Origin of the sequence: Deinococcus yavapaiensis KR-236 (assembly GCF_003217515.1) — a bacterium.
GTDB classification, from domain to species: Bacteria; Deinococcota; Deinococci; order Deinococcales; family Deinococcaceae; genus Deinococcus_A; species Deinococcus_A yavapaiensis.
The window spans coordinates 50,949-71,863 of the sequence record NZ_QJSX01000018.1 but is presented as its reverse complement, the minus strand read 5'-3'; the positions used below and the strand labels follow the sequence as shown (position 1 = coordinate 71,863).

The window sequence follows — 20,915 nt, the reverse complement described above, 5'->3', positions numbered from 1 at the left end:
AAGGCGAACAGAGGCGCAGCGGACGACCTGCCTGCTCCGCCTCTGCGCGGTGGTTACTTGCCGGCTTCCAACTCCGGGATCGGCATCTCCTCGAGCACGGTGATCTCGCACTCGTCGGCCCAATCGAGATGATGGTGCCCACTCACCATCTGGCAAGCTTGCTCCATCGAGCTCGCGTTCAGGATGGACATTCCGACCACGTTGCTTCGACGCTCCACGCTGCCCGACTTCGTGAGGGTGATCGCGTTGCCAATGGGTCTTCCGGGATCGAGCAGTGCGTCACCCAGCGTGTCCATCCAGCGTCTCCACAGTTGGACGCCTTTCATCGCCTCTTCGGGTGTCGCTTGCGCGAATCGTTCTGCCACGGTCAGAGGCGCCTGGTACAACACGATGTATCGTCTCACGTTCCACTTCCTTTTTTGGTGGTGCTTGCATCCGTGGCGGGTGGGGCAGTCCTCGCCTTCCCGTCTGTCTCGTCTACGAAGACGAGGTCGGTCTCGGCGTGGATGATGTCTCCGATCGAATTGAGCATGGACGTCACAAGCGCGACTTGATCTGTGTCCAGTCGTTGCAGCAGGCGCTGCGACCAGAGGACTTGACGTGAATAGATGGCCGACAAGACGTTCCGCCCTTGAGGCGTGAGCGAGAGAAACTTGGTTCGTTTGTCCGTCGGATGCGGGCTGCTGACGACAAGTCCCTCGTCTTCCAGGGCGTCGGCGACGCGTTGCACGCTTTGGCGTGCGAGACCGAGGTGGCGGGCGATGTCCGCGACGGTTTGCGGCTCATGCACGCTTCCCAGGACCTGCCAGCGTGCGCTGCTCTGACCGATCGACTTCGTAATTGTTTCACCAGCCTGCACGATGAGTCCGTTGACGCGGAAAATGCTCAGTGCGAACTGAGTCCAGAGGTCTTTTGGCGCTTGGTGGGGCCCCACAACCGCAGCCTACTAAATTGACAGCGTGCTGTCAATTTAAGTGGTCATCCGCGTCCGGAACACCTGGCCCGCCCGATAATGAATCAGCGAAGGCATCAAGATTACTTCCAGTGCCGGGATTGGGAGAGTTGACGCCGCGCACGACCGGCCCAGAACTGGTCTTCGAAGGTTGCGTCCGTATGCTGCGAAATGGGATGATCGCTACCCGTCGATGAGCGCGACGTGGGGTCGGAATTGGAGTCGTGTGACGCCACCGTTCGCCTATCGGCCGGACATCAGGAAAGCCATCTACACGACGAACACGATTGAGAGCTTGAATTTTTCGTTGCGTAAGCTCGTCAAGGGGCGAGGAGCGTTTCCGAGCGACGAGGCCGTGTTCAAGCTGATGTTCTTGGGCTTGCGGAGCATCACGAAACGTTGGACGATGCCCGTCTTGAATTGGAAAGCCGCGTCGAATCACTTCGCGATTCTGTTTGCTGATCGGATACCCGTTCTATGACGACCCGAAGGGTCCACATTTCGATTGACACGCCCAGAGGCTTGAATGCCTCGTGCAGTTCTACGCGAGTCGTGAACATCTTGTACGCGGCGCTTGAACACGGCAAAGCGACACTGTCTCCATCAGAAGCGAGACCGCTTCGCCAAGGAAACTCCCCATGACCCGCACGATCCGCACGCTCGCCCTGTCCGCCCTCACCCTCACCACCAGCCTCGCCTCGGCGTCGAGCGTCTTGTCGTACGTCGCCACGTACGACGCGCAAGGCTACTACAGCAACGTCGCCACCGTGAACGCCAATCAAAACGGCGTCACCACCAGCCTCTTCATGCCCGCCAGTCTGCTGGGCTTCGACGACGTCTCCGGCACGGACGAGAGTGGCCGCGTGCAACTCACGGCGGTCACGAGCGCGGTGCAAGGCGTGTCCTTTGACCTGAACGCCACCTCCATCGCGTCGACCGCTCTGCAGGACGGCATGCTGCGCGTGGACGTGATCGCGTACAGCGACGGGTGGCAAGGCAACGGCGTGTACCCAGTGACGCTAACCCTTAAGAACACGCAGAGGGGCCAGAGCGTGGACGTGCAAGCGAACGTGGTGGTGACGAACAACCTGGAGTGACGCGAGATTTCTTCATGCCTCCTCCAAGGAGCAAGCGGGAACGACGTCGTTCCCGCTTGCTCCCTCTTGCCTTGGAAGCAAGCCAGCGTCGGTACGCATTGGCGCATCAGAACAAATGCAAGCGGCAGGGTCGAAGTTCGTGATGCTCAAGACGACGAGGGGTCAGGTGACGTCTTGGCCAGCCGCCTCATGAATCGCAACGACGCGTTGTCTCCTCTGCAGCAGCTCCACTGAGAGGATGCTTCACGGCCAGCCGGATCACGCTCAGCGCGGAACGGCCACGTCTCCACTCGCTCGGTCCGAGAGGGGCTATGGCGCCAATAGCCATGCAGCCCTCGACCTTGCGGAGCATCACCCTCGTTACGAAGCTCACGGATGCCATACTGACCTTGTTCAGCTCCCCATTCTTCTCGAAGCTCATTCTTAAACGAGCCGTCTCGGACGGCGCGCTGTGCTTCCGCAAGCCGTCGAGTAGCCTCACGATCTGGTTAGGAGGAACCCATGTCCCACGACGTGCCGACACGCCCGCGAGTCTTCCTTGATGTGGCCATCTCCCTCGATGGCTACCTCAGCGGACCCAACGGTGAGGATGGCGGCCTGCACGACTGGTACTTCGCCGAGCAAGGCGCGGCCGATGGAATCAAACGCGAGTTGCTCGACCGGATGGGCGCGATGATCTTGGGGCACACGGCCTTCGGCAGCGCCCCCGACGGTTTCGACACGGAATACCGAGTGCCGCACTTTATCCTGACGCACACGCCGCTTCCCACGGTGGAGCGCGGTGGAGCCACGTTCATCTTCGTCACGGGCGGGATTCAACATGCCTTGCAGTTGGCGCGCGTGGCGGCTGGCGAAAAGGACGTCTGCGTGGCGGGGGGGGCGCAGACCGCGCAGCAGTTCATGAGTGCTGGACTCCTCGACGAACTCCAGTTGCACGTGGCTCCGGTGTTGCTCGGCGGTGGTCTGCGCTTGTTTGAACGAGCCGCGGAGATCACGCGTCTGGAACGCGTGCGAATCGTCGAATCTCAGCACGCCATACACGTGACCTACCGAGTGTTGAGGGGGGAAGGCAACCTTGGCCCGCAGGATCCTTCTTGACGAGTCCTGGTCGACTTGCCTTCGGGCACACGTGCACATCGCCACGGTCGCCTCGAACTGGACGATGACGCCAGTTCGTCGAAGACGAGCCGGTGTCGGCTGTGAAACAGCTTCTAAGAGCGTGTTTCATGACCTCGAGGAAGCGTAGTTGGACGGTCGAAGCCTTAGCTCCCGACCGCCTTTGGCACTTCGTACAGCCCCTCCTGCCTGTCGCGTCCAGATCCAAAGGGGGCCGTTCGCCTGTCCTCGTGCCGCCCTCGCCAGGATCAGCAACGTGCTCCGGGAGGGCATCGTCTGGAACGCGCTCTCCAGGGCTACGGCTCCGTGCTTCTCGTCCGCCGTCCCTCAGTTCTGCAGAGTGAAGCGATCCATGCCTGACACTCGGGCATGGCCTTCTCGCCGAGCTCGCTCGACAGCCTTGTGCTTGAACTCCGCGTCGTTCGTGTTCCCATGCCCGTCACCTCTGTGATTGTCGCCCTTCTTCTCGGCAACGACGCACAGTGGGAGCAACTCCACGAGGACGCTGAGGAATAAGAAAGAGGACCCGAGTGGGTCCTCTCGGGCATTGAAGGGACTTACCAGCGGTCGTCGCGACGCTGGGGACGGTCGCCGTCCTCAGGGACGGGCGCGGCCTTGGTCACGACGATGCCTTTGGCTTGCGGGCCTTTGCCACGCTGACCGGCTTCCACTTCGAAGTCAACTTCGTCACCTTCGTTGAGCTTCTTGTAACCCGAACCTTGAATCGCGCTGAAGTGCGCGAAGACGTCAGGGCTGCCTTCCGTTTGGATGAATCCGAAGCCTTTGTCCGCGTTGAACCATTTCACTGTACCTGAAGCCATGTTGTACTCCTCGTATTCCAACGACGAAGCGGCGCACGAAGAATTTCTTCGTGCGCCGCTTATTCACTGCGTACATTGGAAAACTACTTCGTCAGTCTACTTGTTTTGACGTCGTACCAAACAGGGTGAGCTTACAAAGGTTCTCGCACCACATCTCGATCTTGGAACCGTGCGGCCCTTGCTTGATACGCCAGCGAAGCGTTTGCCCTCGGCAGCCAAGTTAATCACGCACTTTTCTAACGCCGATCCAACGTCATCGTACGGGACGAGCGACCACGACGCTCTCGCTGTCCGGGCAGCCTTCCGCCATCCTTCGGGGTCTCGGTCTCCAAGGCTCGAGCATGACTCGAGCCTTGGAGATCGAGGGGAACCGAAGATCAAGCACGAGACTTCACCAAGATCACGGCTGGGCGGTCGCGCTCATCGCCCGGCCGGAACGCGATCGAACATCGATGCCGTGCAGCAAGAAGAGGCCGTACAAGGCCATCATCGAGGCGACGCCGAGCTTCACGATCAGCAGGACCGGTGCCGCCCGCTCCACTGCCAGTCCTTGTGACGCGCTGAACTGAAGGAAGTCATTGACCGCGTGCAGGGCGATGAGCGGCCAGATCGAACCGAACCGCAAGCGCAACGCTGCCGACCCGATTCCTCCCAATATCGACGCGATGACTTGAACGGCAACGAACGCCGGGTCACGCCCGACCAGCAGCGAGTTGGCATGAATCACGCCGAACAGCAGGGCGGATCCGAACACGGCCCGCGTCATCCCCAAGGGCATCAAGCCGTGCAGCAGCACCCCGCGAAAGATGGCTTCTTCCTGAAAGGCGATCAAGAAGGTCACGACGAGCAGCGCCAGCGCCTTGCCGAGCGGTGGAACGTCGACGCCGATCAGCAGCGCGGGAACAACGAGGAGGGCCAAGGGAAGGGTGAGCAGCAGCAGGTCGCGAGGACGCTCCAAGCTCCGGAAGCCGGCGACGCGCCACCACCCCAACCGCGTCAGCAGCACGGCGGCCACGACGGCATTGACAAGCAAGACCGGCAGGTCGAGGGCGAGCAGCGGCACGCTCGGCAAGAAGAGCTTGGCGGCGCCGAGGAGAACGAGGAGGACGACCTCGAGGATGAGCATGACGAGCAATGCGAAGCGAGCGGGATTGGCGGGCTTGAAGTTCGTGCGGGAAGGCATGGCGTCCTTTCACGTGCCCAGCTGGGCAGCGATTGAAATTGGCGGAAGGTCGTGGTGGTCGGAGCGTATGCAGTGATTTCACTCTTCACGGGGGCGCCGAAGCTCGTTCACCCACCGCCGGCCGCGTGCCCGACTGAACCAGTCGCACTTCGACAGGCGGGATTTCACGAGCGAGAACTCGAGCGATCCTTACGGGCAGCGCGTTGAAGTCTTCACAGGGACGCTGGGGATGCTCGACCGCGTTTTTCAGGCAAGCGGGGCGTGCCGCGTCACAAAACGAATGCGAGCACGGAAATCGCGACGTGTGACAGGGCGTGCGCGACCATCGCACTTTCCAAGGATCGACGGGTGAAGAGCCACCCGAACACCACGCCGGCGAGAGCGTTGATGACGACGGTGCGCGCCACGATCGAAGGGGTGAGTGGAACGAGGGCGGCCGCCGCTCCAAGGTGCCCGATGCCGAACAGCACCGCGATGAGCACCACGGCCAGCAACGTCAGCTTCGCAGGTGGGCGAGGTGTCCGACGAGCGAGGAGCTTCCACAAGCCGAGCGTGACAAGCGACACGAGACCCCAGCGCATCTGGAGTTCCTCCGTGATACCTCCGTACAGCAGGCCGCTCAAGGTGGTCAGCATCGTTCGCTGCTGGTCGGCCACGGCGTTCGTCCACGCCTCGCCCATCAAGGGGGCGGTGAGGACATCCAGTCCGACGACGATCGCGCCGGTCAGCAAGCCGGGCAGCACGGCGCTTCGTACGTCGCGCTTCAAGGCACGCACGTCCCGTTCGACGATTCGACTGGTGAATCCGACGCGGTGCGCTGCGAACGCCCCCGCGAGCACGCCGAGGGCGGTGAGGACGGTGAGTTGCGCGGTGGAAGCTGCCATCAGCACGGCCAGGGAAGGCGCGGTGGGCATGCGCTCGATCAATGGCGTGAGCAGGGCGGGCAAGGTCGGCAGCACCGACGCCACGCCGAGAAGGCCGAGGGGGAACAAGGTGGTGAACGGAGCGATGAGAAAACGACGGGCAGAACCACGAGGAGAGGAAGGGGATGTCATGTGGGGAGATCCTTTCAGGCGACGAGGAGACGAGGCCGGGCCAGGGGTGCGGCGGGAAACGTCCCGATTTCGGCCACGGGCACGATGAGATGAGTCTCGGCTTCTCGGGGGACGAGCGCGTCGTACCTTGGTCTCAGTTCCCTGGAATGGCAGGAACGCTCCTGACCTTGGATGGCTCTGGTCCCTTCATGGGTGGGGAAGCTGCTGTTCGTAGACGGCCGCTCGGCCCTCTTCCTACACCACCAGACTTCATAGGCCATGAATGGCTGAATGCGGACGAAGGTCGCCAGGAACGGTCGTCGCGGCCCTGATGAGCAACGCGGCAAGCAAGGGGGCAAGCGTATGCTTCACGCCACGGATCGAACGGTCCGCCTTCGACGTTCAGTCGTACCTGCTGACGCGCGATCTTGAATGAAAGCGGGCGTAGGGAAGCCCCCACGGGGCAGGTTGGGCGTCGTTTCGGTTCCTACGCACGATTCGTCAGCTTCGAACATCGTCCGGGCACCGCCTGTTCATTCGACGAGTTTGTAATGCGCGTCCTTTCGAGGGAATGCGCGAACAGACGTTCACTTCAGCGGCGTCGGTGACGCGGGGCGCCGCTTGGGTGACCGGGACCAGACGCTCGTCCACGGCATCGGGCGCAGCCTCGCTCTGGCGTACGAACGCACCGTCACCACCGCCGAGTTCGCCCGACAGAAGGCGGAACTGCATGGGCGGACAAGGGCGCTCGAAGCCTTCGCGACCCTCTCGCAGGACCTGACCCTCAAGAGCAACCCGCGCGCCCTCGTCCGCACGGCGCAGGAGGTCGTGCTGTCTCTGTTGCCTGAAGGGTACGCGGTGTTCTACGAACTCGATCACGGCACGTGGCACCTTACGGTGCAAATCGGGGACTTGCGCAACCCGGGCTTGCAGGCCGCCGTCGACCGGGGTCTGCCGTACGCGTCCGCGAAGACGCTCGTCACTCCATGGGAGACGCACGAGGCGGTCTACCAGGATCGGTACGACATCACGACGGACAATCTGCAGGACGTCACGACGCACATCACCATCACGGCGGGACTGCCGGTCCTCGTGAGCGGCGCACCCGTGGGGGTGTTCGTCGTTGGCCTGTTCGACACGCGTCCCTGGTCCGAGGTGGACCGCGCCGTCCTCGAAGGAGTCGCGCGCAGCCTCGGCCTCGCCATCGAGGGCGCGAGTGGCGCGGCCGAGCTCGTGGAACGCACGCGTGAGGTCCAGACGTGGCGCGAGCGGTACGAGGTGGCCGTGCGCGGCAGCGGCCACTTGCCGTACGACTGGAATCCGGCGACCGACCAGATCGTGTACAGTGGCGCCGCCGAAGCGATCACGAGGTACACGGTCGACGAGCTTGAAGGCACGCTCGCGGACTGAACCGAGCGACTCATTCACCCGGATGACCGGGCGGCCTTCGGTGAGGAGATCGCGCGGGTGATCCAGTCGAGTGACGAGTTCCACCTGCCCTTCCGGGTGGTGCGCAAGGACGGCAGCGTCCGGCGGGTCGAGGACGACGGGTACTTCATGCGGGCCGATGACGGACGGGTCACACGAATGGTGGGGTTCGTCAAGGACGTCACCGAGCGTGGGCGGATCTTGGCGGCGCTGAAGCGCAGCAACGAGGAGTTGGAGCGGTCCGCGAGCGTCGCGTCGCATGACCTTCAGGCACCTATCCGCGCGGTGACGTCGTTCGCGGAGGTCGTTGCGCGGCGGTACGGGGAGGTGCTGGACGACCGCGGGCGGACGTACCTACGGCAGATCGTGGAGAACGGCGAGCACATGAAACGCCTCATCGACGGCCTGATGACGTACTCACGCATGTCCCTTGAGCAGCAGCCCCTGTTATCGACGGACGCGAGCGCGGTGTTCGACGCGGTGGTGCGTCGACTGCAACCGGAAATCGACACCTTCGGCGCGACGGTCGTGCGTGGAGCGTTGCCGACGGTGCTGGCGGACGCGCAGCAGCTCGATCAGCTCCTCCAAACCTTGGTGTCGAACGCCCTGAAGTACCATCGGGCGGGCGTGGCACCGATGGTGCGGGTGGAAGCCGAGCGCGACGAAACGTGCTGGCGCTTTTCGGTGAGCGACAACGGGCTCGGAATCGAGCCGGTGTACTTCGAGAAGATCTTCGGGATGTTTCAACGGCTTCACGGGCGTGGGGAGTTCGAGGGAACGGGGATCGGGTTGTCGGTTTGCAAGCACATCGTGGAGCGTCATGGAGGACGTCTGTGGGTGGAGAGCGAGCTGGGACAAGGGAGTCGCTTCCATTTCACGCTGCAAGACGCGTAGGGCAAGTCGAGGCGTGTACGGACCGTGCCCAACAGTTCGATTTCGCAGCTTTTGTCACCACGGAACGAACATCGCGGGCAACGTGCGCTCCATCGCGAACCCCTAGCTTCGCCACCACCGCGACATGCCCGCGTTCTACACCGTCGCGCCCGTCCGGGAACGGTTCGGCGGAGCTGCGGGCCGGTGCGGTGCTGAACGAGGCGGCGCGTGAGCAGCGGAAGGGAATAGATGTGCGGGTGAGCGGGGTTGATGATCAGCCGTGGGCAGCGAGGCATGGGTTGACGACGTCGCGTCAACCGGTGGAGGGGCGCGGTTGTGGTCACGGTCGGCGGGGGATGGGGGACCGCCACGGTGCGACCGATTCGTTGCGGCGCTGGTGGTGCGCGGCTCGGCACCCGCAATCGCGATAGAGCAGGGCCGTAGAAGCAGCGACAGTCGCGGGCACGTCCATATGATCAGGGGGTTACTTGGCGAGGCCACGAATAGGCGCTTTCGATCGCAGCCGTACGACTTATTGCGGTTCTGTTAGAGGCGTAGTAACCTAGGCGGCGTACACTACTTGAGCGTCGCAGGCAAGACAAGTCACGACGCCGGCGCCACGCGTCACACGCACCTCGGCGCGAGCGACGCTCGCCCGTCTCCGACGCCAACCGCCCCTTCTCACTCAGTCCAGGCCACCCGCCAAAGGAGCATCATGATCGACACCACGCAAGCTCGCCCACCCGTCGTCGACCTCGACACTTGGCGGCGCGCCCGGACCGAACTGCTCACCCTCGAAAAAGTCGCGACACGCCTCACGGACAGCGTCGCCGCGCAACGCCGCCGTCTGCCGATGACGCCCGTCCCGAACTACACCTTCACCGGCAAGGACGGCTCGATCACGCTCGCCGAACTGTTCGAAGGCCGCCCGCAGCTGATCGTGCACCACTTCATGTTCCACCCCGACTGGGACGCGGGCTGCCCCTCCTGCACGCACTTCGCGGAGAACGCCACTCCGCACCGCGCGCACCTCAAGGCCATGGACGCCAACTTCGTCCGCGTTTCACGCGCGCCCATCGGGAAACTGCTCGCCTACGCCCGGCGCAAGGGCTGGAACACCCCGTGGTACTCCTCGTACGAGACCAACTTCAATCAGGACTGGGGCTGGACGGATCCCGACGGGAACGAAGGGCCGGGCCTGAGCGTGTACCTGCTCCTCGACGGCCAACCGCACCTTACGTACGTCACGACGGGACGCGGCGTCGAGGCGATGTCGAGCTACTTCGGGTACGCTGACTTGCTTCCGTACGGACGTCAAGAGCTGTGGCAGCAGGTTCCGCCCGGCTGGCCGCAGTTCTGACACCCCAACGTTTCGACGGTGCGGGTGTTCGGGCGCCCCCGCCTGGGGCTTCTTCACGGAAACTGGCCGCACTTATCACGCGTGGTAAGACAAATTAGCGCGAGTGATATTAAAGACGGAAGATCGTCATATGCGTCGGCGGTCTTCTCAGGGTTTCCACTTCTCGCCGTACCAGCAGGCGAGGGCAGCGGCGAGCGCCAGGTTATCGTGCGCCCTACTGTACGAGGCTTCGTGAGCCCTGCTCTCGACGGGCCTGAATTCCGCGCCGAGCAGCCCGTAGCTGTCGGCCTCGTGCTAGTGGTCCACGACCACGCCGTCCTCGTCGAACTCGAAGGTGTCGACGCTGGTCACCTCGGCGTACTTGCCCGTTGGGGGAGGTTCTTAAAGTCGCCGAGGTGCGCGGCCTTGAAGTTGACTCGGCTGACGACGACGCGGCCGCCCTCGCTGGAGAAGAGGCGGTGAACCTCGACCTTGGTCTCGGGGAAGCGGGAGCGCCACCTCGGCATGCCTCCGCTGAAGTCGGCGCGGGTCCTCGGCTGACCGTCTTGGCGGACGTTCGGCGCGTAAAATTCCTCGACGGCACTGGCGTCACCCTCCGTCCACACTCGTTGCCAGTCGTGTCGGACGCTCGCCTCGTTGGCGGCTTGGTTCGGCATTTTTCCTGTCAAGTGCCGCCCGGATGAGTTTCGGAGTGCGACGGCCTGCATGACTCGGCGTGCAGCGAGCAGAGCGTCTTTGAGCTCGTGAACGCGGTCGTATAGCGTCTGGACATCAGGCAGCCCTTCAACAGCCGCCCGTGCCGTAGTCGAATGAAGTGGTGAGCGCGTCCCATTGTTGCCTACCTTGTCCAACAACTTCCATGGGGGTCCTGCCAGAAGACGTCCATTACGGCCCCATGTTGAGCCACGGCCCACCATCGACGAGCGGATGATGCCGTCACGGCCAGTGGTCGGACCTGCCGACGTTGCTGTTGTGCTGAGCACTTCAAAGCTGAAGACGTGGCGGGGCACCAGGAGCGAGTGATTGCCGAACACGCCAGGCTTATAGGAATCCTTAGTCCGGGGCAACGAGCGCGGCCGCCACGCGTTCGAGCACCTCGTCGGAGAGTGGTGACCCCGCGGCGGCGCGGGAGACCAGGAGCGCACCGATCAGCGTGCAAGCCGTGACCAGGCCGTCGCGTCCGGGCCGGTCCAGCCAGGTGCCGAGGTTGGCCACGCCCGTGGTCAGCAGGTTTTTGGTGTCAGTGCTGTCCGTGCGGGCGATGTCCTGAATCAGTCCGGCGATGGGGCATCCTTTCCCCGGGTGGTCGCGGTGGGCCGCCGACAGGTAGCTCTGGATGAATTGGCGTTGCGCGGTGGCGTGGTTCTCGGTCGTGGCGTCGAGTTTGCTGAGGCGGGCGGCTTGGCGCTCGTAGGCGTAGCGGGCGGCTTCCGGCAGCAAGGCTTCCTTGGACGCGAACTGTCGGTAGAAGCCGCCGTGGGTGAGGCCGACGGCCGCCATGATGTCTTGCACGCTGACGTGATCGACGCCACGCTCGCGAAAAAGTTTGGCAGCGGCCTGAACGGTGAGTTCTCGATTTTGGGCAGCCTGGGCTTTGGACACTCTTGGCATGGTTTCTCCTCGGGGCGGTGTAAAGGGCACGGAGTGGACTCTCGTTGACTCTTTTAGATAATCAGTATAATCTATTTTTAGATGAGGCACATCATCTAATTCATTCGAGCCGCCGAACTTCCCAAGTTCACTCCACCCCACCCTCCAGGAGATTCCCTTGCGCATCGAAGATTCTGTTGCCCTCGTCACCGGAGCCAGCCGCGGCCTCGGAAATGCCTTCGTTCAGGCGCTCCTCGCGTGCCGTGCCCGAAAGGTCTACGCCGCCGCCCGTCACCCTTCCAGTGCCCGCATTCCCGGAGTGGAGGTCATATCGTTGGACGTGACGTCGGCGGCGGACGTCACCCTGCTGATCAACAACGCCGGAATCTTGGACGATCAGGGCCGACTGCTGCTGCAACCCGGCAGCGTCCAAGCCGCGCAACGCGAGTTCGAGACGAACGTGTTGGGACCGCTACACCTCAGTCAAGCCTTCGCGCCCGAGCTGGCCCGCAACGGAGGCGGCGCGATCCTGAACGTGCTGTCCGTGCTGAGCTGGATCAGCGTTCCCGGCGCGGCCACCTACAGCGTTTCCAAGGCCGCCGCTTGGTCGCTCACCAACGGCCTGCGCCACGAGCTGCGCCCACAAGGAACCCAAGTCAGCGGCCGGCACGTCGGCTTCATCGACACCGACATGTCAAGCGGCGTGACCGGAGACAAAACCGCGCCGCAGGAAGTGGTGCGCTTGGCGCTGCGGGGCCTGGAGGCGGGACACCCCGGAATCCTGGTCGACACGATTTCTCACCAGGTGCGCGCGAACCTGTCCGCCACGCCTGCCGCCTACCTGTGAACCTTATGAAGTCGGGCCTCCCCAATTTCTACGCGTCCTCCCCGCCGCCCGACCTGTTCGAGCGGCGAGACCCGGCTGATCCCTCCCGCGCCGCTTCCAAGAAGTTTTTCATAACCAGCCCGTTGTCCGGCCCGGCTCGTCACGTGCGCCGGAGGTCGAGCCATGGTCCGGAGGTTCTTCAATGACTCGACACGCTAGCCAAGTTACGCCTCAAACCGGTTCGTCTCCATGGCCCGTCTTCCTGACGGCCAGCATCGCCGTCCTGCTGATCTCCATCGACGCCACCGTCCTGTACGCTGCCTTCCCCGCCCTCTCGCTCGCTTTTTCAGGTGCGCAAGCCAGTGACCTCTCCTGGGTTCTCAACGCCTACACCGTCGTCTACGCCGTGTTGCTCGTCCCCGCCGGCCGCTTCGCCGACCTCTACGGACGAAAACGGATGTTCCTGATCGGCCTGCTGATCTTTTTGGTGGCGTCGCTGGGCTGCGGACTCTCCGGCCAGGTCTGGATGCTGATCGTCTTCCGCGCTCTCCAAGCGGTTGGAGCGGCGGCACTGCTGCCAGCCTCGCTCGCCGTGGTGCTGGGAGCCTTTCCCACGGAGCGCCGCGCCGTCGCCGTGAGCCTCTGGGGAGCCGTCAGCGCGCTCGGTGCGGCGGTAGGACCCAGTCTCGGATCGTGGCTGATCGATCTGGGCGGTTGGCCCTGGGCCTTCTATCTCAACCTCCCGCTGGGTGTCCTCTCGGTCTGGGGCGCCAGCCGCCTGCTGAAATCAAGTGCGCCAGAAGGAATTCCGGCCCGCCTGGACGCGGTCGGCTTGCTCCTGCTGATGGTGGGCGTGGGGGCGATCGCGCTGGGATTGGTGCGGTCCGAAGCGCTGGGCTGGACCTCGGCGGCCGTGTCGGGCTCCCTGATCGCGGGTTTGTTGCTCCTGCTCGTCTTCGTGTGGTGGGCGCGGCGGATTACCGCCCCGGCGATCGACCTCACGCTCTTCGACAACATGACGTACCGCTTCGTCAATTTGGCGACACTGACGTTCGGCATGGCCTTTTCCATGATGTTCTTCTCGTACTTCCTGTTCATGTCGGCCATCTGGCACCTCCCGCTGGACGTGGCGGGCGTCGCCATCCTGCCTGGCCCCTTGCTGGTGATTCCCACCTCGGTGGTGTCGGGGCGGCTGGCTTCGCGGTTGGGCCACCGGCCGCTGCTGGTGACGGGAAGTCTCGTCTTCGCCGCGGGCGCCCTGTGGACCTTGCTGGTGCCCGGCCTCACGCCGTCTTACCTGACGCACTGGCTGCCCGCGCTGCTGCTGACCGGACTTGGCACCGGCATGGTCTTGCCATCTCTTTCCGCGGCCGCCGTCTCCCGCTTGAATCCAGCTCGGTTCGGAGTCGGCAGCGCCGTCAACCAGGCCGTGCGCCAAATCGGCACCGTGCTGGGCGTCGCGGTAACGGTGGCCCTGCTCGGCGGCGCGGCGGCGCAACTCGCCGATTTCAGGACGGTCTTCGGCTGGGAAGTCGCGCTGTGCGTGGTCACAGCCGCGCTGTGCCTGTCCGTGGATACGCGACCCCAGCGACTCAAAGCAGACGCTTGACTGCGAGGTGTGGCCAGATGCCCGGCGATGACTTCCACTTCTTTCCAATCCACCGGGGGCGTCCTTCATGATCGATGCGTTCTTCATCCGCAAGTACGGCGGCCCGAACGTTCTGAAGCGCGGTCGGGTCTCCGCTCACGATCTCGGCCCGCACGACGTCCACCTCCAGGTTCACGCGGCCAGCGTCGACTGGCGTAGCCGTGACGGCGCCCTCAAGGTGCTGCTGCCCTACCGCTTCGCCCGGGTGCTGGGCAATGACGCCTTGGGCGTAGTGGGCGTGGTGATGGAGGTAAGCCCAGCAGTTCGGCGATTCAAGCCGCGCGACGCGGTGTACACGCGCGTTCGAGATCATCGCCTCGGAACGTTCGCGCTGGAGACCGTCACCCACGAATAGGCGGTCGCGCACAAGCCCGCCTCGCTCACGCATGTCGAGGGGCCTCCCTGCCCCTGGCACTGCTGACCGAGGCGGGAAAGCTGAAACGTGGACAGTCGGTGCTGATTCACGGCGGAGCCGGCGCGGTGGCAGCGCGGCCATCGAGTTGGCAATACACCTGGGCTTGCAAGTGACCACCACGGTCAGCACGGGAAACATCGAGTTCGTCCGGAAGCTGAGCGCGAGCACGGTGATCGACCGTAAAACGCGGCGCTTCGAGGGCGAAGCGCACGACATCGACGCCGTGCTGGATTCCTTGGGCATGGAGAATCTGCCCCGCAGCTTCCAGACTATGAAGCGCGGCGGCACGGTGGTGTCCATCGCGGACGGGCCGGACGTGGCACCGGCTCGACACCGGCGAGTCGATTTCCCGCTGCTGCCCGTCTTGGCGGCGATGGGAGCGAAACCGCCCACGGCGGCCAGACGAACGGGCGCGGTATCGGTACTGGTTGATGCGGGCAAACGGCCTGCAACTCGAACGCCTGAATCCACTTCTGGATGACGGAACGATTCGCCCGCACGTTGACCGCGGCTTTCCGTTCGAACAGACGCCACAGGCCATCGCGTACGCCGAGGAAGACAAAGCGAACGGCAAAGAGGTCATTCGGATGCGTCCCGACTGACGTCGGTCCCGTCGCCCCTCGCGCAGGATGGCTTGCCCTGAAGTTGCCCCTTCGTGCGACGTTGCCGAGCAGAACCGCGAGGGGCATGGAACCATGGAAAACGTACGACGCGGACATTCGAGTGAAAGCGGTCGAGTTTGCTCGGCAAGACGGCGACCCTCGCCCGACACCTCGGCATGAAGCGCTCGACGCCACGAATCCGGGGAAACGAAGTCGTGCGCCCGCGCGTGAAATTCCCATCGAAGCGTTCTACAACCGCGAACGACCCTCGGCCACCTCGGATCGGCCGAGTTCGAGGACCGAGAACGTGCCGAGAAGCGGCGTGCCACGTGACCTCGACCCTCGACGGCGGTGCCCGAGGGCGGGGTTCAGCGTTCGTCGGCGAGGAACCGCGAAATCACTTCAACGTACGTCTCAGGCGTTTCTACATCCGGGAAGTGCGCGGCGTCCTCCAGGGACTCGAACTGTCCTCGGGGAAGCGCGTCGCTGACGGCGCGCGCGTACGCGACGCCCACGTTGCGGTCGTGCCGTCCTACGACGACGAGCGTCGGCACGTTCACCGCCGCCAGGGCTTGCCACGGCAGCACCGGCCGCGCCTTCACCACCCGGTGCATCAAGCCGCTGTTGACGAGGCCGCTCTCCCGCCACCACGCTCGGTTGCGCCTCGCGTGCGCAGGATCGTGAAAGAGGAAGTGATCCACCGTCTGCAGATCCGCCGCTTGCCACGTCCGCTCCAAGCGAACCTCGGGCGGGTCGTGAGACGCAAGGATCGCTTCGATAAGCGCGCGCACCTCTCCGAACGCGACTTCGAGGAAGCCCGCGATTTGGCACTCCACGAGGCGCGGATCCGTCAAGTCCAGCGCAGGCGCCTGCGCGACCACCCGGCGGACATGCCAAGGGTAGGCGTGAGCGTACGCGAGGGCGAGCCCGCCGCCGAAACTGTAGCCCAGCAAGTCGAGCGCGGGCACGCCCAGCGCGGACCGCAACGCGTCGAGGTCGCGCACGAGGGTGTCCACGTCGTACGCGCGCACGTCGGCGGGCGCGTCCGAGCGGCCGCAGCCGCGCTGCTCGTGGTATACCACCGTTCGCTCACGCGCGAGAAGCGGCCCGGCGGTGCGCTCGAAGACGTAATGGTTGCCGCCGGGACCGCCGTGGACGAGCACGAGCGGGACGGTGTCGTGACGCGCCCCGTCCACTCGCACCCACTGCCTGACACCGCCGAGCGTGAGCGTGTATTCGCCGTCCGTGAAGTTCATCCGGCGGTTATACCATCAGCGCGGACGCGCGAACGCCATGGACGACGACAGGAACGGCAGGACCACCATCGCCAATCAGCATGCACACGTTGAGCCGCTCCAGTTTCACGTTCTTCCAGAAACTCAGTGCCTTCACGACGCGCGTAAGAACGCTTGTCACGTCGAGCGACGCGTTCATGCCAGACGTGAACGTCAGGGCGATCATGCCGGTCGAGGACGTCACGCTCGAGCTTTCCGCCTTCGACTCGACTACGAGCACCGACGGTTTCATCTCATCGCTGCTGTCCCGCCCAGTTCCTCCCGACGCGCCAAGCGCTGACCAGGGGGAGAAGCGCCAGGGCCGCGCACAGGTAGGCCAGAACGGAGAAATCCGTCCTGCTGATGAGCAAGCCTCCCAGCAAGGTGCCCAGGCCCGCGGTTATGAAGCCAAGACTATCGGTCGCGCCTTGAGCCACCGGCGTTCGGGCGAGGGCCTTCGTCGCGCTGACGTACGTCAGATTCCACCCGAAACCCAACAAGAACATGCTGACTGCCAGCCACGTTGCCCCCATCAAAGGCGCGGTGAGGGCCGCAGCCGTGAGCAAGAGGGCGCCTCCCACGTACCCGAGTTTGAGGCCGAAGCGGTCCACGAGCGGCCCGGTCAGCCACCCGAAGCCGAACATTCCCAGAATGTGCCCGCTGATCAGGGCGGCGATCCCCGCGTGATCCATGCCCATGTGATGTGCTCTCAAGGGCGTCAAGCTCATCAGCGTCACCATCAAGCCCTGCGCGGTGGCCAAGGCAAGCGCGGTACTGCGAACGCCGGGGAGCTTGAACGCCGCGACGACCGAGAGTTGAGGCGCCGACCGTGTCGCCGATGGCGACGTCGATCGTGGAGACCGCCACGTCAGCATCAGCAGCGCCGCCACGCCCAGCAAACCACCACCGACCAGCCAGCCGGCCGTTTCCGCCGTGGCATTCAAAATCCGACCCAGCTCCTCGATGAGATGGGACGCTCCGGTAATCAGAAATGACCCGGCGACGCTCATCAGCATCAGGATCCCGAGCGCGGTGCCCCGCCGACTTTCCGGGACGCCTTCCGCGACCGCATACCGTGCTTGCTGATAGCCGCCCTGAGCCGCTCCCATCATCGAGGCGCCCAAGAGGAACAGGGGGATGACTTGGAGTCTCGAACCCAGGAAGCCGACGAGCGCGCCGACCGCGCCGAGGGCGAACGCCCGGACGAGACCGGTTCGCCGCCCGGCACGCAACATCAGGGAGCCGAAGGCGCTCGCCGAGAAGGCGGCGGCGGCCTGAATGAGGGTGCTGGGAAGACCGGACAGGCCCTCGCTGCCGAGGCTGCTCATGATCAGCGAGGCCAGCACGGTGCTGACGGTCGTTGCTCCGGTCGCCAACGCTTGAGCGGCATAAAGCGGCAACAATTGCCCGTACTGAATGGCGCGTCCGTGCTCAGCGTCGCTGGCGACGGATGTACCGGCAGGACCGGTCTTCGATGGAGTTGGATTCGTCATGCGTCCTTTGGCATTGACGAGATGGTATCAGTTCATCTTGCTGCGTGAAGGGCGACACTCGACGCGGGACGGTCGCCTACCGAGCGTTTCGTCGACATACGTAATAGTGCGCCGAGGGATCGGCAAGATCGCCGCTCCCCGGACGAAGCGGTCGCGCGTTCCTGCGTTCCTACTGCTGGGTCAGGGAACACGGAAAGACCGCGGAAGCATAGGATGCTGGACCGATGAGGGGCAGTGTCGCGGAGCCGATCGTCGGCGGCCCTCCGGCAAGGTCCCGTGCTTCATGGCCGGCGAACTGCCAGGACGTGTTGCCACGAGCCTCCTCATTTGAAGTGCCGAGGTTCGATTTTCCACCTTTCGGTCGCGGCTCTTTTCGAATTTGCCCTGCGCTCCGTACATCGCTCGTCAAGCTCGCGTCAGCTGCTCGGTGCACCATGCCGACATGAAGCCACTTCGCGAAGTGATCGGCGTGCGCGTTTTCGACGCCCACGCCCAGGACGGCAACGAGGCGAGGCGCGACGTACGACCGGTGAGCGCTGAGATAGGCGATCTCCTGGCCGATCTCGAGGCGCGTCGCTCGGCGTTGCTCGAATTGGGGTTGAAGCCGGCGCAACTGCGCGAGCTCATGTAGCCTGCCCGGCATCCCCCACGCTCCGAGTCCGAAGGAGCGCGGTGGGTACGGGCCTTCGAATGCTCGTGGAGCCCACCACCTGCCACGACAATGAGTGATAGACCCCGTAGCGACACCGCGCGCCCAATCACAAACAAGAAGCCCGTGGTGCGGTTCGTTCGCGACGCCTTTGGGGTGAGGTCACGCCGCGACGAGCGAAGCGATCAAGTTCAGCCCCGAGGTGCTTTCAGAGGCTTCTCCCTTGGCGCGTGCGAGGCGTTGGGCTTTCACCGCTCGACTTAGCGGTACGAACGCCGAAAAGACGCCGCGTCCTTGGATGACAAGTTCAAACAGCTTGTCAGTGCCCGGCCCCGCTTTGGCTGTTGTCGGCTTCACGTCCTGCTACGCCAAGCAGGCGAGTTCGTTAACCACAAGCGGGATTACCGCGCCGACCGCTCGCTCGGTCTGGCCGTCAGGAGAACGACCCGAAGAATAGGAGCCGCTCAAGGGCGTGTGCTCACCCCACCTCCTGAAAGCAGAAACGAGCGGTGGAGCATGGCCTTCGTGACCGACCGCTCGCGAGCGGGCAGCGTTTACATGATGGACGACTGTCCCAAGCGTGCGTCTTGAGATTCGGGAACATCCCGCCTACTTGAAGGTATCGAGCGCCGTCGAGTGACCCGGAGCACGGTCATGATTCACTTCGTAGATCACGAAGATCGCCACGTCCACTCCTCGCTCAAATGCCGGAACGCCATGGGTGTTGTCGTGCCGTACGTCTCGAAGGCGGCCACGCAGAACAGCCTTGGTGTTCTCGACGACAAGGTCCTCGATGCTGACGACGGACCCGGGAAAGACCGCCTCGACTTGCGTGAGGTGCATGAGGAGCGCCTCGTCGAGGATCAGGGTTCGCAGGTGCTCGGGCGTCTTCGGTTCTGGCGAGGACCGGAGGTAACGCGTGATAGAGATTCGCGCGGTCGTGCATGGCGGCTGCCCGGCTGGTCCTGGCATAGTGAACCTCCTGAAAGGGGAAGCGTGCGAACGCCTGCTGTAACTGCCGTTCATGGCTCACCCCGCTCCCGCGAGACTTGTGGCCGTGCTGGCGTCGGCTCGGTCGCTTTGCGCCGTCCTTTCGAGGACGCCTTCAGGGTAGGATGCAGCTTCGGGATGCCGCATCGTAAGTTTTCAGTACAAGCCTGGCAAGTTAGAGAAGGGCGCTCAGCGCGAGGCCTGGAACATCGATGACCGTGCCCTATGGTTGTATTACGCCCGTGGTGTGTTGCCGTGCTTCTGCGTATGTGACACGGTCGCTTCCGAACGGCGTTTGTAAGTTCGCGAAGCAGGATGCTTTCGGCGAGCCAGATCTCGGATTCTTCGTTGCCGGAGACGAGCATGTCAGCGAGGGTGATGGAACCGCGGTCGATCGTCCTACGGATCACTTGTCATTTCACCGATCCGCCGAGTCCGCCGCTCCTCGTGCGGCCCAGCCGAAGTGACTCGTCGAATCATTCTTGGCGGCACCTCGAGCAAAACCAGCGGGGGCCCCGCTAGGTCAGGCCGATTGAGGTGTACGAGGCCCCTGGGAGTTCGAGGTGTTCTTTTTGGCGGCGAACGCACGAAGCGTTCGCCGCCCGTTGTTACTTCGGAAAGCGAGCGACGTAGAGGAACGCGCGACCGATGCTGCTCACTCGAGAGTACCCGGCGCCGCAGTACGGCGAATTCGACTCGAATTTCAGGTTCATTTGAGGTGCGGCCTTGTCCTTGCCCATCAGGAGCGGGAAGCGTGTGCCGTCCTTGCGAATCTCCACCGCTGTCGCCGTGTAGGAGCCCAGCGGGATGTCATACAGGAAGGAGTCGCCGAGCTCCGTCGTTTTCACCAGCGTCTTGCCTTTCGAGCCGTCCGCCAGGGGTCCGTTCGGGACGAGCGTCAACTGCACGCGCGACTCGGTCCACTTGATCACGTCGCTTTCGTCCCAGCCAGGACGCATCAACCGTGCTTCTCCACCGAAGTACTTGTACTCTCCCCCGTCGGGAATCGGGCCGCTGAGTTTGAACTTGAAGTTGCGAATGACGCCAGCGCGAGGCGAGAAGGGCTCGTAGCCTTCCTGATTGACGGAATCGACACGCATGCAGAACTTCTGCCCTTGGAACGGCATGACCACCCAGGCGGACGCGTAGTACGGCATGTCGATGAGCGCTGGCGTCGTGTATTGCCCTTGTGCGTCGGTCTTGACGGTGACCATGCCGCCGGTGACTCCCGGCTCGATGCGAACGATGGCTCCTTTGATCGGGTTGCCCGAGGCGTCCACGACCGTGCCCTTCACCGTCATCGGTTCGGCTTTGAGCGTGGGAGCGGCCAGACCGGCCGTGAGAGCCAAGAGGGAAAGCAGGGCAGGGAAGCGTCGGTTCATCGTTCGAGTTCCTTTCAGAGAAGAAGTGTGGCGGTGTGCGGATGGTCGGGGACTCGTTCGTCCTGTGGAGGCAGCTGAGCTGACTGAGCGCAAGGTACATTCAGCGCCGTGATTGCGACATGGTTGGTCGAAACGAGGACCAAGGCGTTGAAGAGCGACGTCCGTCGGCTTCTCGATCGTTC

General features: G+C 63.8%; 23 protein-coding genes and 1 pseudogene. 12 read left to right on the top strand and 12 right to left on the bottom strand.

Annotated features, from left to right (window positions below):
- Positions 1-53: 53 nt before the first annotated feature.
- Together DES52_RS18990 and DES52_RS18985 are read right to left on the bottom strand one after the other, a co-directional pair.
- On the bottom strand, positions 54-404 hold the full coding sequence (locus DES52_RS18990) for a hypothetical protein (protein ID WP_110888414.1): 351 nt from the start codon (positions 402-404) through the stop codon (positions 54-56).
- On the bottom strand, positions 401-859 hold the full coding sequence (locus tag DES52_RS18985; protein WP_281268588.1) for a MarR family winged helix-turn-helix transcriptional regulator: 459 nt from the start codon (positions 857-859) through the stop codon (positions 401-403). The genes DES52_RS18990 and DES52_RS18985 overlap by 4 nt, the downstream gene beginning before the upstream one ends.
- Positions 860-1,103: 244 nt before the next feature.
- On the opposite strand from DES52_RS18985, the pseudogene DES52_RS18980 reads away from it, so the two are divergent.
- The 3 genes and pseudogenes from DES52_RS18980 to DES52_RS18965 all read left to right on the top strand — a co-directional run.
- Positions 1,104-1,433, top strand: a pseudogene (locus DES52_RS18980) (transposase); the annotation flags it as partial.
- A gap of 157 nt (positions 1,434-1,590) precedes the next feature.
- Complete coding sequence (locus tag DES52_RS18975) at positions 1,591-2,049, top strand: hypothetical protein (RefSeq protein WP_110888411.1); 459 nt, start codon at positions 1,591-1,593, stop codon at positions 2,047-2,049.
- Between the two features lie 501 nt (positions 2,050-2,550).
- Entirely contained in the window at positions 2,551-3,147 is a 597-nt protein-coding gene (locus DES52_RS18965) for a dihydrofolate reductase family protein (protein ID WP_110888409.1), read from the top strand.
- A gap of 575 nt (positions 3,148-3,722) precedes the next feature.
- Here the strand turns inward: DES52_RS18965 and DES52_RS18960 are convergent.
- The 3 genes from DES52_RS18960 to DES52_RS18950 all read right to left on the bottom strand — a co-directional run bounded on the left by DES52_RS18960 (position 3,723) and on the right by DES52_RS18950 (position 6,224).
- The gene (locus DES52_RS18960) at positions 3,723-3,986 is read right to left on the bottom strand and encodes a cold-shock protein (protein WP_110888249.1); all 264 of its coding nucleotides are present in this window, start codon (positions 3,984-3,986) and stop codon (positions 3,723-3,725) included.
- A 400-nt stretch (positions 3,987-4,386) separates the two neighbouring features.
- Positions 4,387-5,169: a CPBP family intramembrane glutamic endopeptidase gene (locus DES52_RS18955; protein ID WP_110888408.1), complete on the bottom strand. Its 783-nt coding sequence runs from the start codon at positions 5,167-5,169 to the stop codon at positions 4,387-4,389.
- Positions 5,170-5,438: 269 nt separating this feature from the next.
- A complete protein-coding gene (locus DES52_RS18950; RefSeq protein WP_110888407.1) occupies positions 5,439-6,224 on the bottom strand; it encodes a CPBP family intramembrane glutamic endopeptidase in 786 nt (261 codons plus the stop codon).
- Between the two features lie 600 nt (positions 6,225-6,824).
- Here DES52_RS18950 and DES52_RS18945 point away from each other — a divergent pair.
- The 3 genes from DES52_RS18945 (at position 6,825) to DES52_RS18935 (ending at position 9,864) form a co-directional block, all read left to right on the top strand.
- Positions 6,825-7,613: a GAF domain-containing protein gene (locus DES52_RS18945; protein WP_110888406.1), complete on the top strand. Its 789-nt coding sequence runs from the start codon at positions 6,825-6,827 to the stop codon at positions 7,611-7,613.
- 12 nt (positions 7,614-7,625) lie between these two features.
- Positions 7,626-8,525 (top strand): sensor histidine kinase, encoded by a 900-nt coding sequence (locus DES52_RS18940; RefSeq protein WP_110888405.1) that lies wholly within the window; start codon positions 7,626-7,628, stop codon positions 8,523-8,525.
- Between the two features lie 694 nt (positions 8,526-9,219).
- Entirely contained in the window at positions 9,220-9,864 is a 645-nt protein-coding gene (locus DES52_RS18935) for a DUF899 family protein (protein WP_110888404.1), read from the top strand.
- A 347-nt stretch (positions 9,865-10,211) separates the two neighbouring features.
- On the opposite strand, the gene DES52_RS23160 is transcribed toward DES52_RS18935, so the two are convergent.
- Entirely contained in the window at positions 10,212-10,520 is a 309-nt protein-coding gene (locus DES52_RS23160) for an ester cyclase (RefSeq protein ID WP_170131172.1), read from the bottom strand.
- A gap of 397 nt (positions 10,521-10,917) precedes the next feature.
- Positions 10,918-11,475 (bottom strand): TetR/AcrR family transcriptional regulator, encoded by a 558-nt coding sequence (locus DES52_RS18925; protein WP_110888402.1) that lies wholly within the window; start codon positions 11,473-11,475, stop codon positions 10,918-10,920.
- Positions 11,476-11,632: 157 nt separating this feature from the next.
- On the opposite strand from DES52_RS18925, the gene DES52_RS18920 reads away from it, so the two are divergent.
- The 5 genes from DES52_RS18920 to DES52_RS23785 all read left to right on the top strand — a co-directional run bounded on the left by DES52_RS18920 (position 11,633) and on the right by DES52_RS23785 (position 14,945).
- The gene (locus DES52_RS18920; protein WP_110888401.1) at positions 11,633-12,301 is read left to right on the top strand and encodes an SDR family oxidoreductase; all 669 of its coding nucleotides are present in this window, start codon (positions 11,633-11,635) and stop codon (positions 12,299-12,301) included.
- A gap of 181 nt (positions 12,302-12,482) precedes the next feature.
- Positions 12,483-13,889 (top strand): MFS transporter, encoded by a 1,407-nt coding sequence (locus tag DES52_RS18915; RefSeq protein WP_110888400.1) that lies wholly within the window; start codon positions 12,483-12,485, stop codon positions 13,887-13,889.
- Between the two features lie 67 nt (positions 13,890-13,956).
- Complete coding sequence (locus DES52_RS18910; RefSeq protein ID WP_110888399.1) at positions 13,957-14,283, top strand: MDR/zinc-dependent alcohol dehydrogenase-like family protein; 327 nt, start codon at positions 13,957-13,959, stop codon at positions 14,281-14,283.
- Positions 14,284-14,314: 31 nt separating this feature from the next.
- A complete protein-coding gene (locus DES52_RS23155; protein WP_110888398.1) occupies positions 14,315-14,824 on the top strand; it encodes a zinc-binding dehydrogenase in 510 nt (169 codons plus the stop codon).
- Positions 14,775-14,945 carry a zinc-binding dehydrogenase gene (locus DES52_RS23785; protein ID WP_110888397.1) on the top strand — a complete coding sequence of 57 codons (171 nt, stop codon included), beginning with the start codon at positions 14,775-14,777 and terminating at the stop codon, positions 14,943-14,945. Before DES52_RS23155 ends, DES52_RS23785 begins: the two co-directional genes overlap by 50 nt.
- Positions 14,946-15,313: 368 nt before the next feature.
- Here DES52_RS23785 and DES52_RS18895 read toward each other — a convergent pair whose 3' ends face one another.
- The 3 genes from DES52_RS18895 to DES52_RS18885 form a co-directional block, all read right to left on the bottom strand.
- The gene (locus tag DES52_RS18895) at positions 15,314-16,201 is read right to left on the bottom strand and encodes an alpha/beta fold hydrolase (protein ID WP_110888396.1); all 888 of its coding nucleotides are present in this window, start codon (positions 16,199-16,201) and stop codon (positions 15,314-15,316) included.
- 7 nt (positions 16,202-16,208) lie between these two features.
- Positions 16,209-16,406: a hypothetical protein gene (locus tag DES52_RS18890; protein WP_146237385.1), complete on the bottom strand. Its 198-nt coding sequence runs from the start codon at positions 16,404-16,406 to the stop codon at positions 16,209-16,211.
- Between the two features lie 67 nt (positions 16,407-16,473).
- Positions 16,474-17,712: an MFS transporter gene (locus DES52_RS18885; protein WP_110888394.1), complete on the bottom strand. Its 1,239-nt coding sequence runs from the start codon at positions 17,710-17,712 to the stop codon at positions 16,474-16,476.
- A gap of 442 nt (positions 17,713-18,154) precedes the next feature.
- On the opposite strand from DES52_RS18885, the gene DES52_RS18880 reads away from it, so the two are divergent.
- A complete protein-coding gene (locus tag DES52_RS18880) occupies positions 18,155-18,343 on the top strand; it encodes a hypothetical protein (RefSeq protein ID WP_110888393.1) in 189 nt (62 codons plus the stop codon).
- Positions 18,344-18,970: 627 nt separating this feature from the next.
- On the opposite strand, the gene DES52_RS22645 is transcribed toward DES52_RS18880, so the two are convergent.
- Both DES52_RS22645 and DES52_RS18870 read right to left on the bottom strand, forming a co-directional pair.
- Positions 18,971-19,333, bottom strand: a complete 363-nt coding sequence (locus DES52_RS22645) for a nuclear transport factor 2 family protein (protein WP_146237384.1) — start codon at positions 19,331-19,333, stop codon at positions 18,971-18,973.
- Between the two features lie 626 nt (positions 19,334-19,959).
- Positions 19,960-20,733, bottom strand: a complete 774-nt coding sequence (locus tag DES52_RS18870) for a carboxypeptidase-like regulatory domain-containing protein (RefSeq protein WP_110888391.1) — start codon at positions 20,731-20,733, stop codon at positions 19,960-19,962.
- Positions 20,734-20,915: the final 182 nt, after the last annotated feature.

Coding starts and splice junctions, on each gene's coding strand:
- DES52_RS18975 (WP_110888411.1), top strand. CDS start 1,591: ATGACCCGCACGATCCGCACGCTCGCCCTGTCCGCCCTCACCCTCACC.
- DES52_RS18965 (WP_110888409.1), top strand. CDS start 2,551: ATGTCCCACGACGTGCCGACACGCCCGCGAGTCTTCCTTGATGTGGCC.
- DES52_RS18960 (WP_110888249.1), bottom strand. CDS start 3,986: ATGGCTTCAGGTACAGTGAAATGGTTCAACGCGGACAAAGGCTTCGGA.
- DES52_RS18955 (WP_110888408.1), bottom strand. CDS start 5,169: ATGCCTTCCCGCACGAACTTCAAGCCCGCCAATCCCGCTCGCTTCGCA.
- DES52_RS18950 (WP_110888407.1), bottom strand. CDS start 6,224: ATGACATCCCCTTCCTCTCCTCGTGGTTCTGCCCGTCGTTTTCTCATC.
- DES52_RS18935 (WP_110888404.1), top strand. CDS start 9,220: ATGATCGACACCACGCAAGCTCGCCCACCCGTCGTCGACCTCGACACT.
- DES52_RS23160 (WP_170131172.1), bottom strand. CDS start 10,520: ATGCCGAACCAAGCCGCCAACGAGGCGAGCGTCCGACACGACTGGCAA.
- DES52_RS18925 (WP_110888402.1), bottom strand. CDS start 11,475: ATGCCAAGAGTGTCCAAAGCCCAGGCTGCCCAAAATCGAGAACTCACC.
- DES52_RS18915 (WP_110888400.1), top strand. CDS start 12,483: ATGACTCGACACGCTAGCCAAGTTACGCCTCAAACCGGTTCGTCTCCA.
- DES52_RS18910 (WP_110888399.1), top strand. CDS start 13,957: ATGATCGATGCGTTCTTCATCCGCAAGTACGGCGGCCCGAACGTTCTG.
- DES52_RS23155 (WP_110888398.1), top strand. CDS start 14,315: ATGTCGAGGGGCCTCCCTGCCCCTGGCACTGCTGACCGAGGCGGGAAA.
- DES52_RS23785 (WP_110888397.1), top strand. CDS start 14,775: ATGCGGGCAAACGGCCTGCAACTCGAACGCCTGAATCCACTTCTGGAT.
- DES52_RS18895 (WP_110888396.1), bottom strand. CDS start 16,201: ATGAACTTCACGGACGGCGAATACACGCTCACGCTCGGCGGTGTCAGG.
- DES52_RS18890 (WP_146237385.1), bottom strand. CDS start 16,406: ATGATCGCCCTGACGTTCACGTCTGGCATGAACGCGTCGCTCGACGTG.
- DES52_RS18885 (WP_110888394.1), bottom strand. CDS start 17,712: ATGACGAATCCAACTCCATCGAAGACCGGTCCTGCCGGTACATCCGTC.
- DES52_RS18880 (WP_110888393.1), top strand. CDS start 18,155: ATGAAGCCACTTCGCGAAGTGATCGGCGTGCGCGTTTTCGACGCCCAC.
- DES52_RS22645 (WP_146237384.1), bottom strand. CDS start 19,333: ATGCCAGGACCAGCCGGGCAGCCGCCATGCACGACCGCGCGAATCTCT.
- DES52_RS18870 (WP_110888391.1), bottom strand. CDS start 20,733: ATGAACCGACGCTTCCCTGCCCTGCTTTCCCTCTTGGCTCTCACGGCC.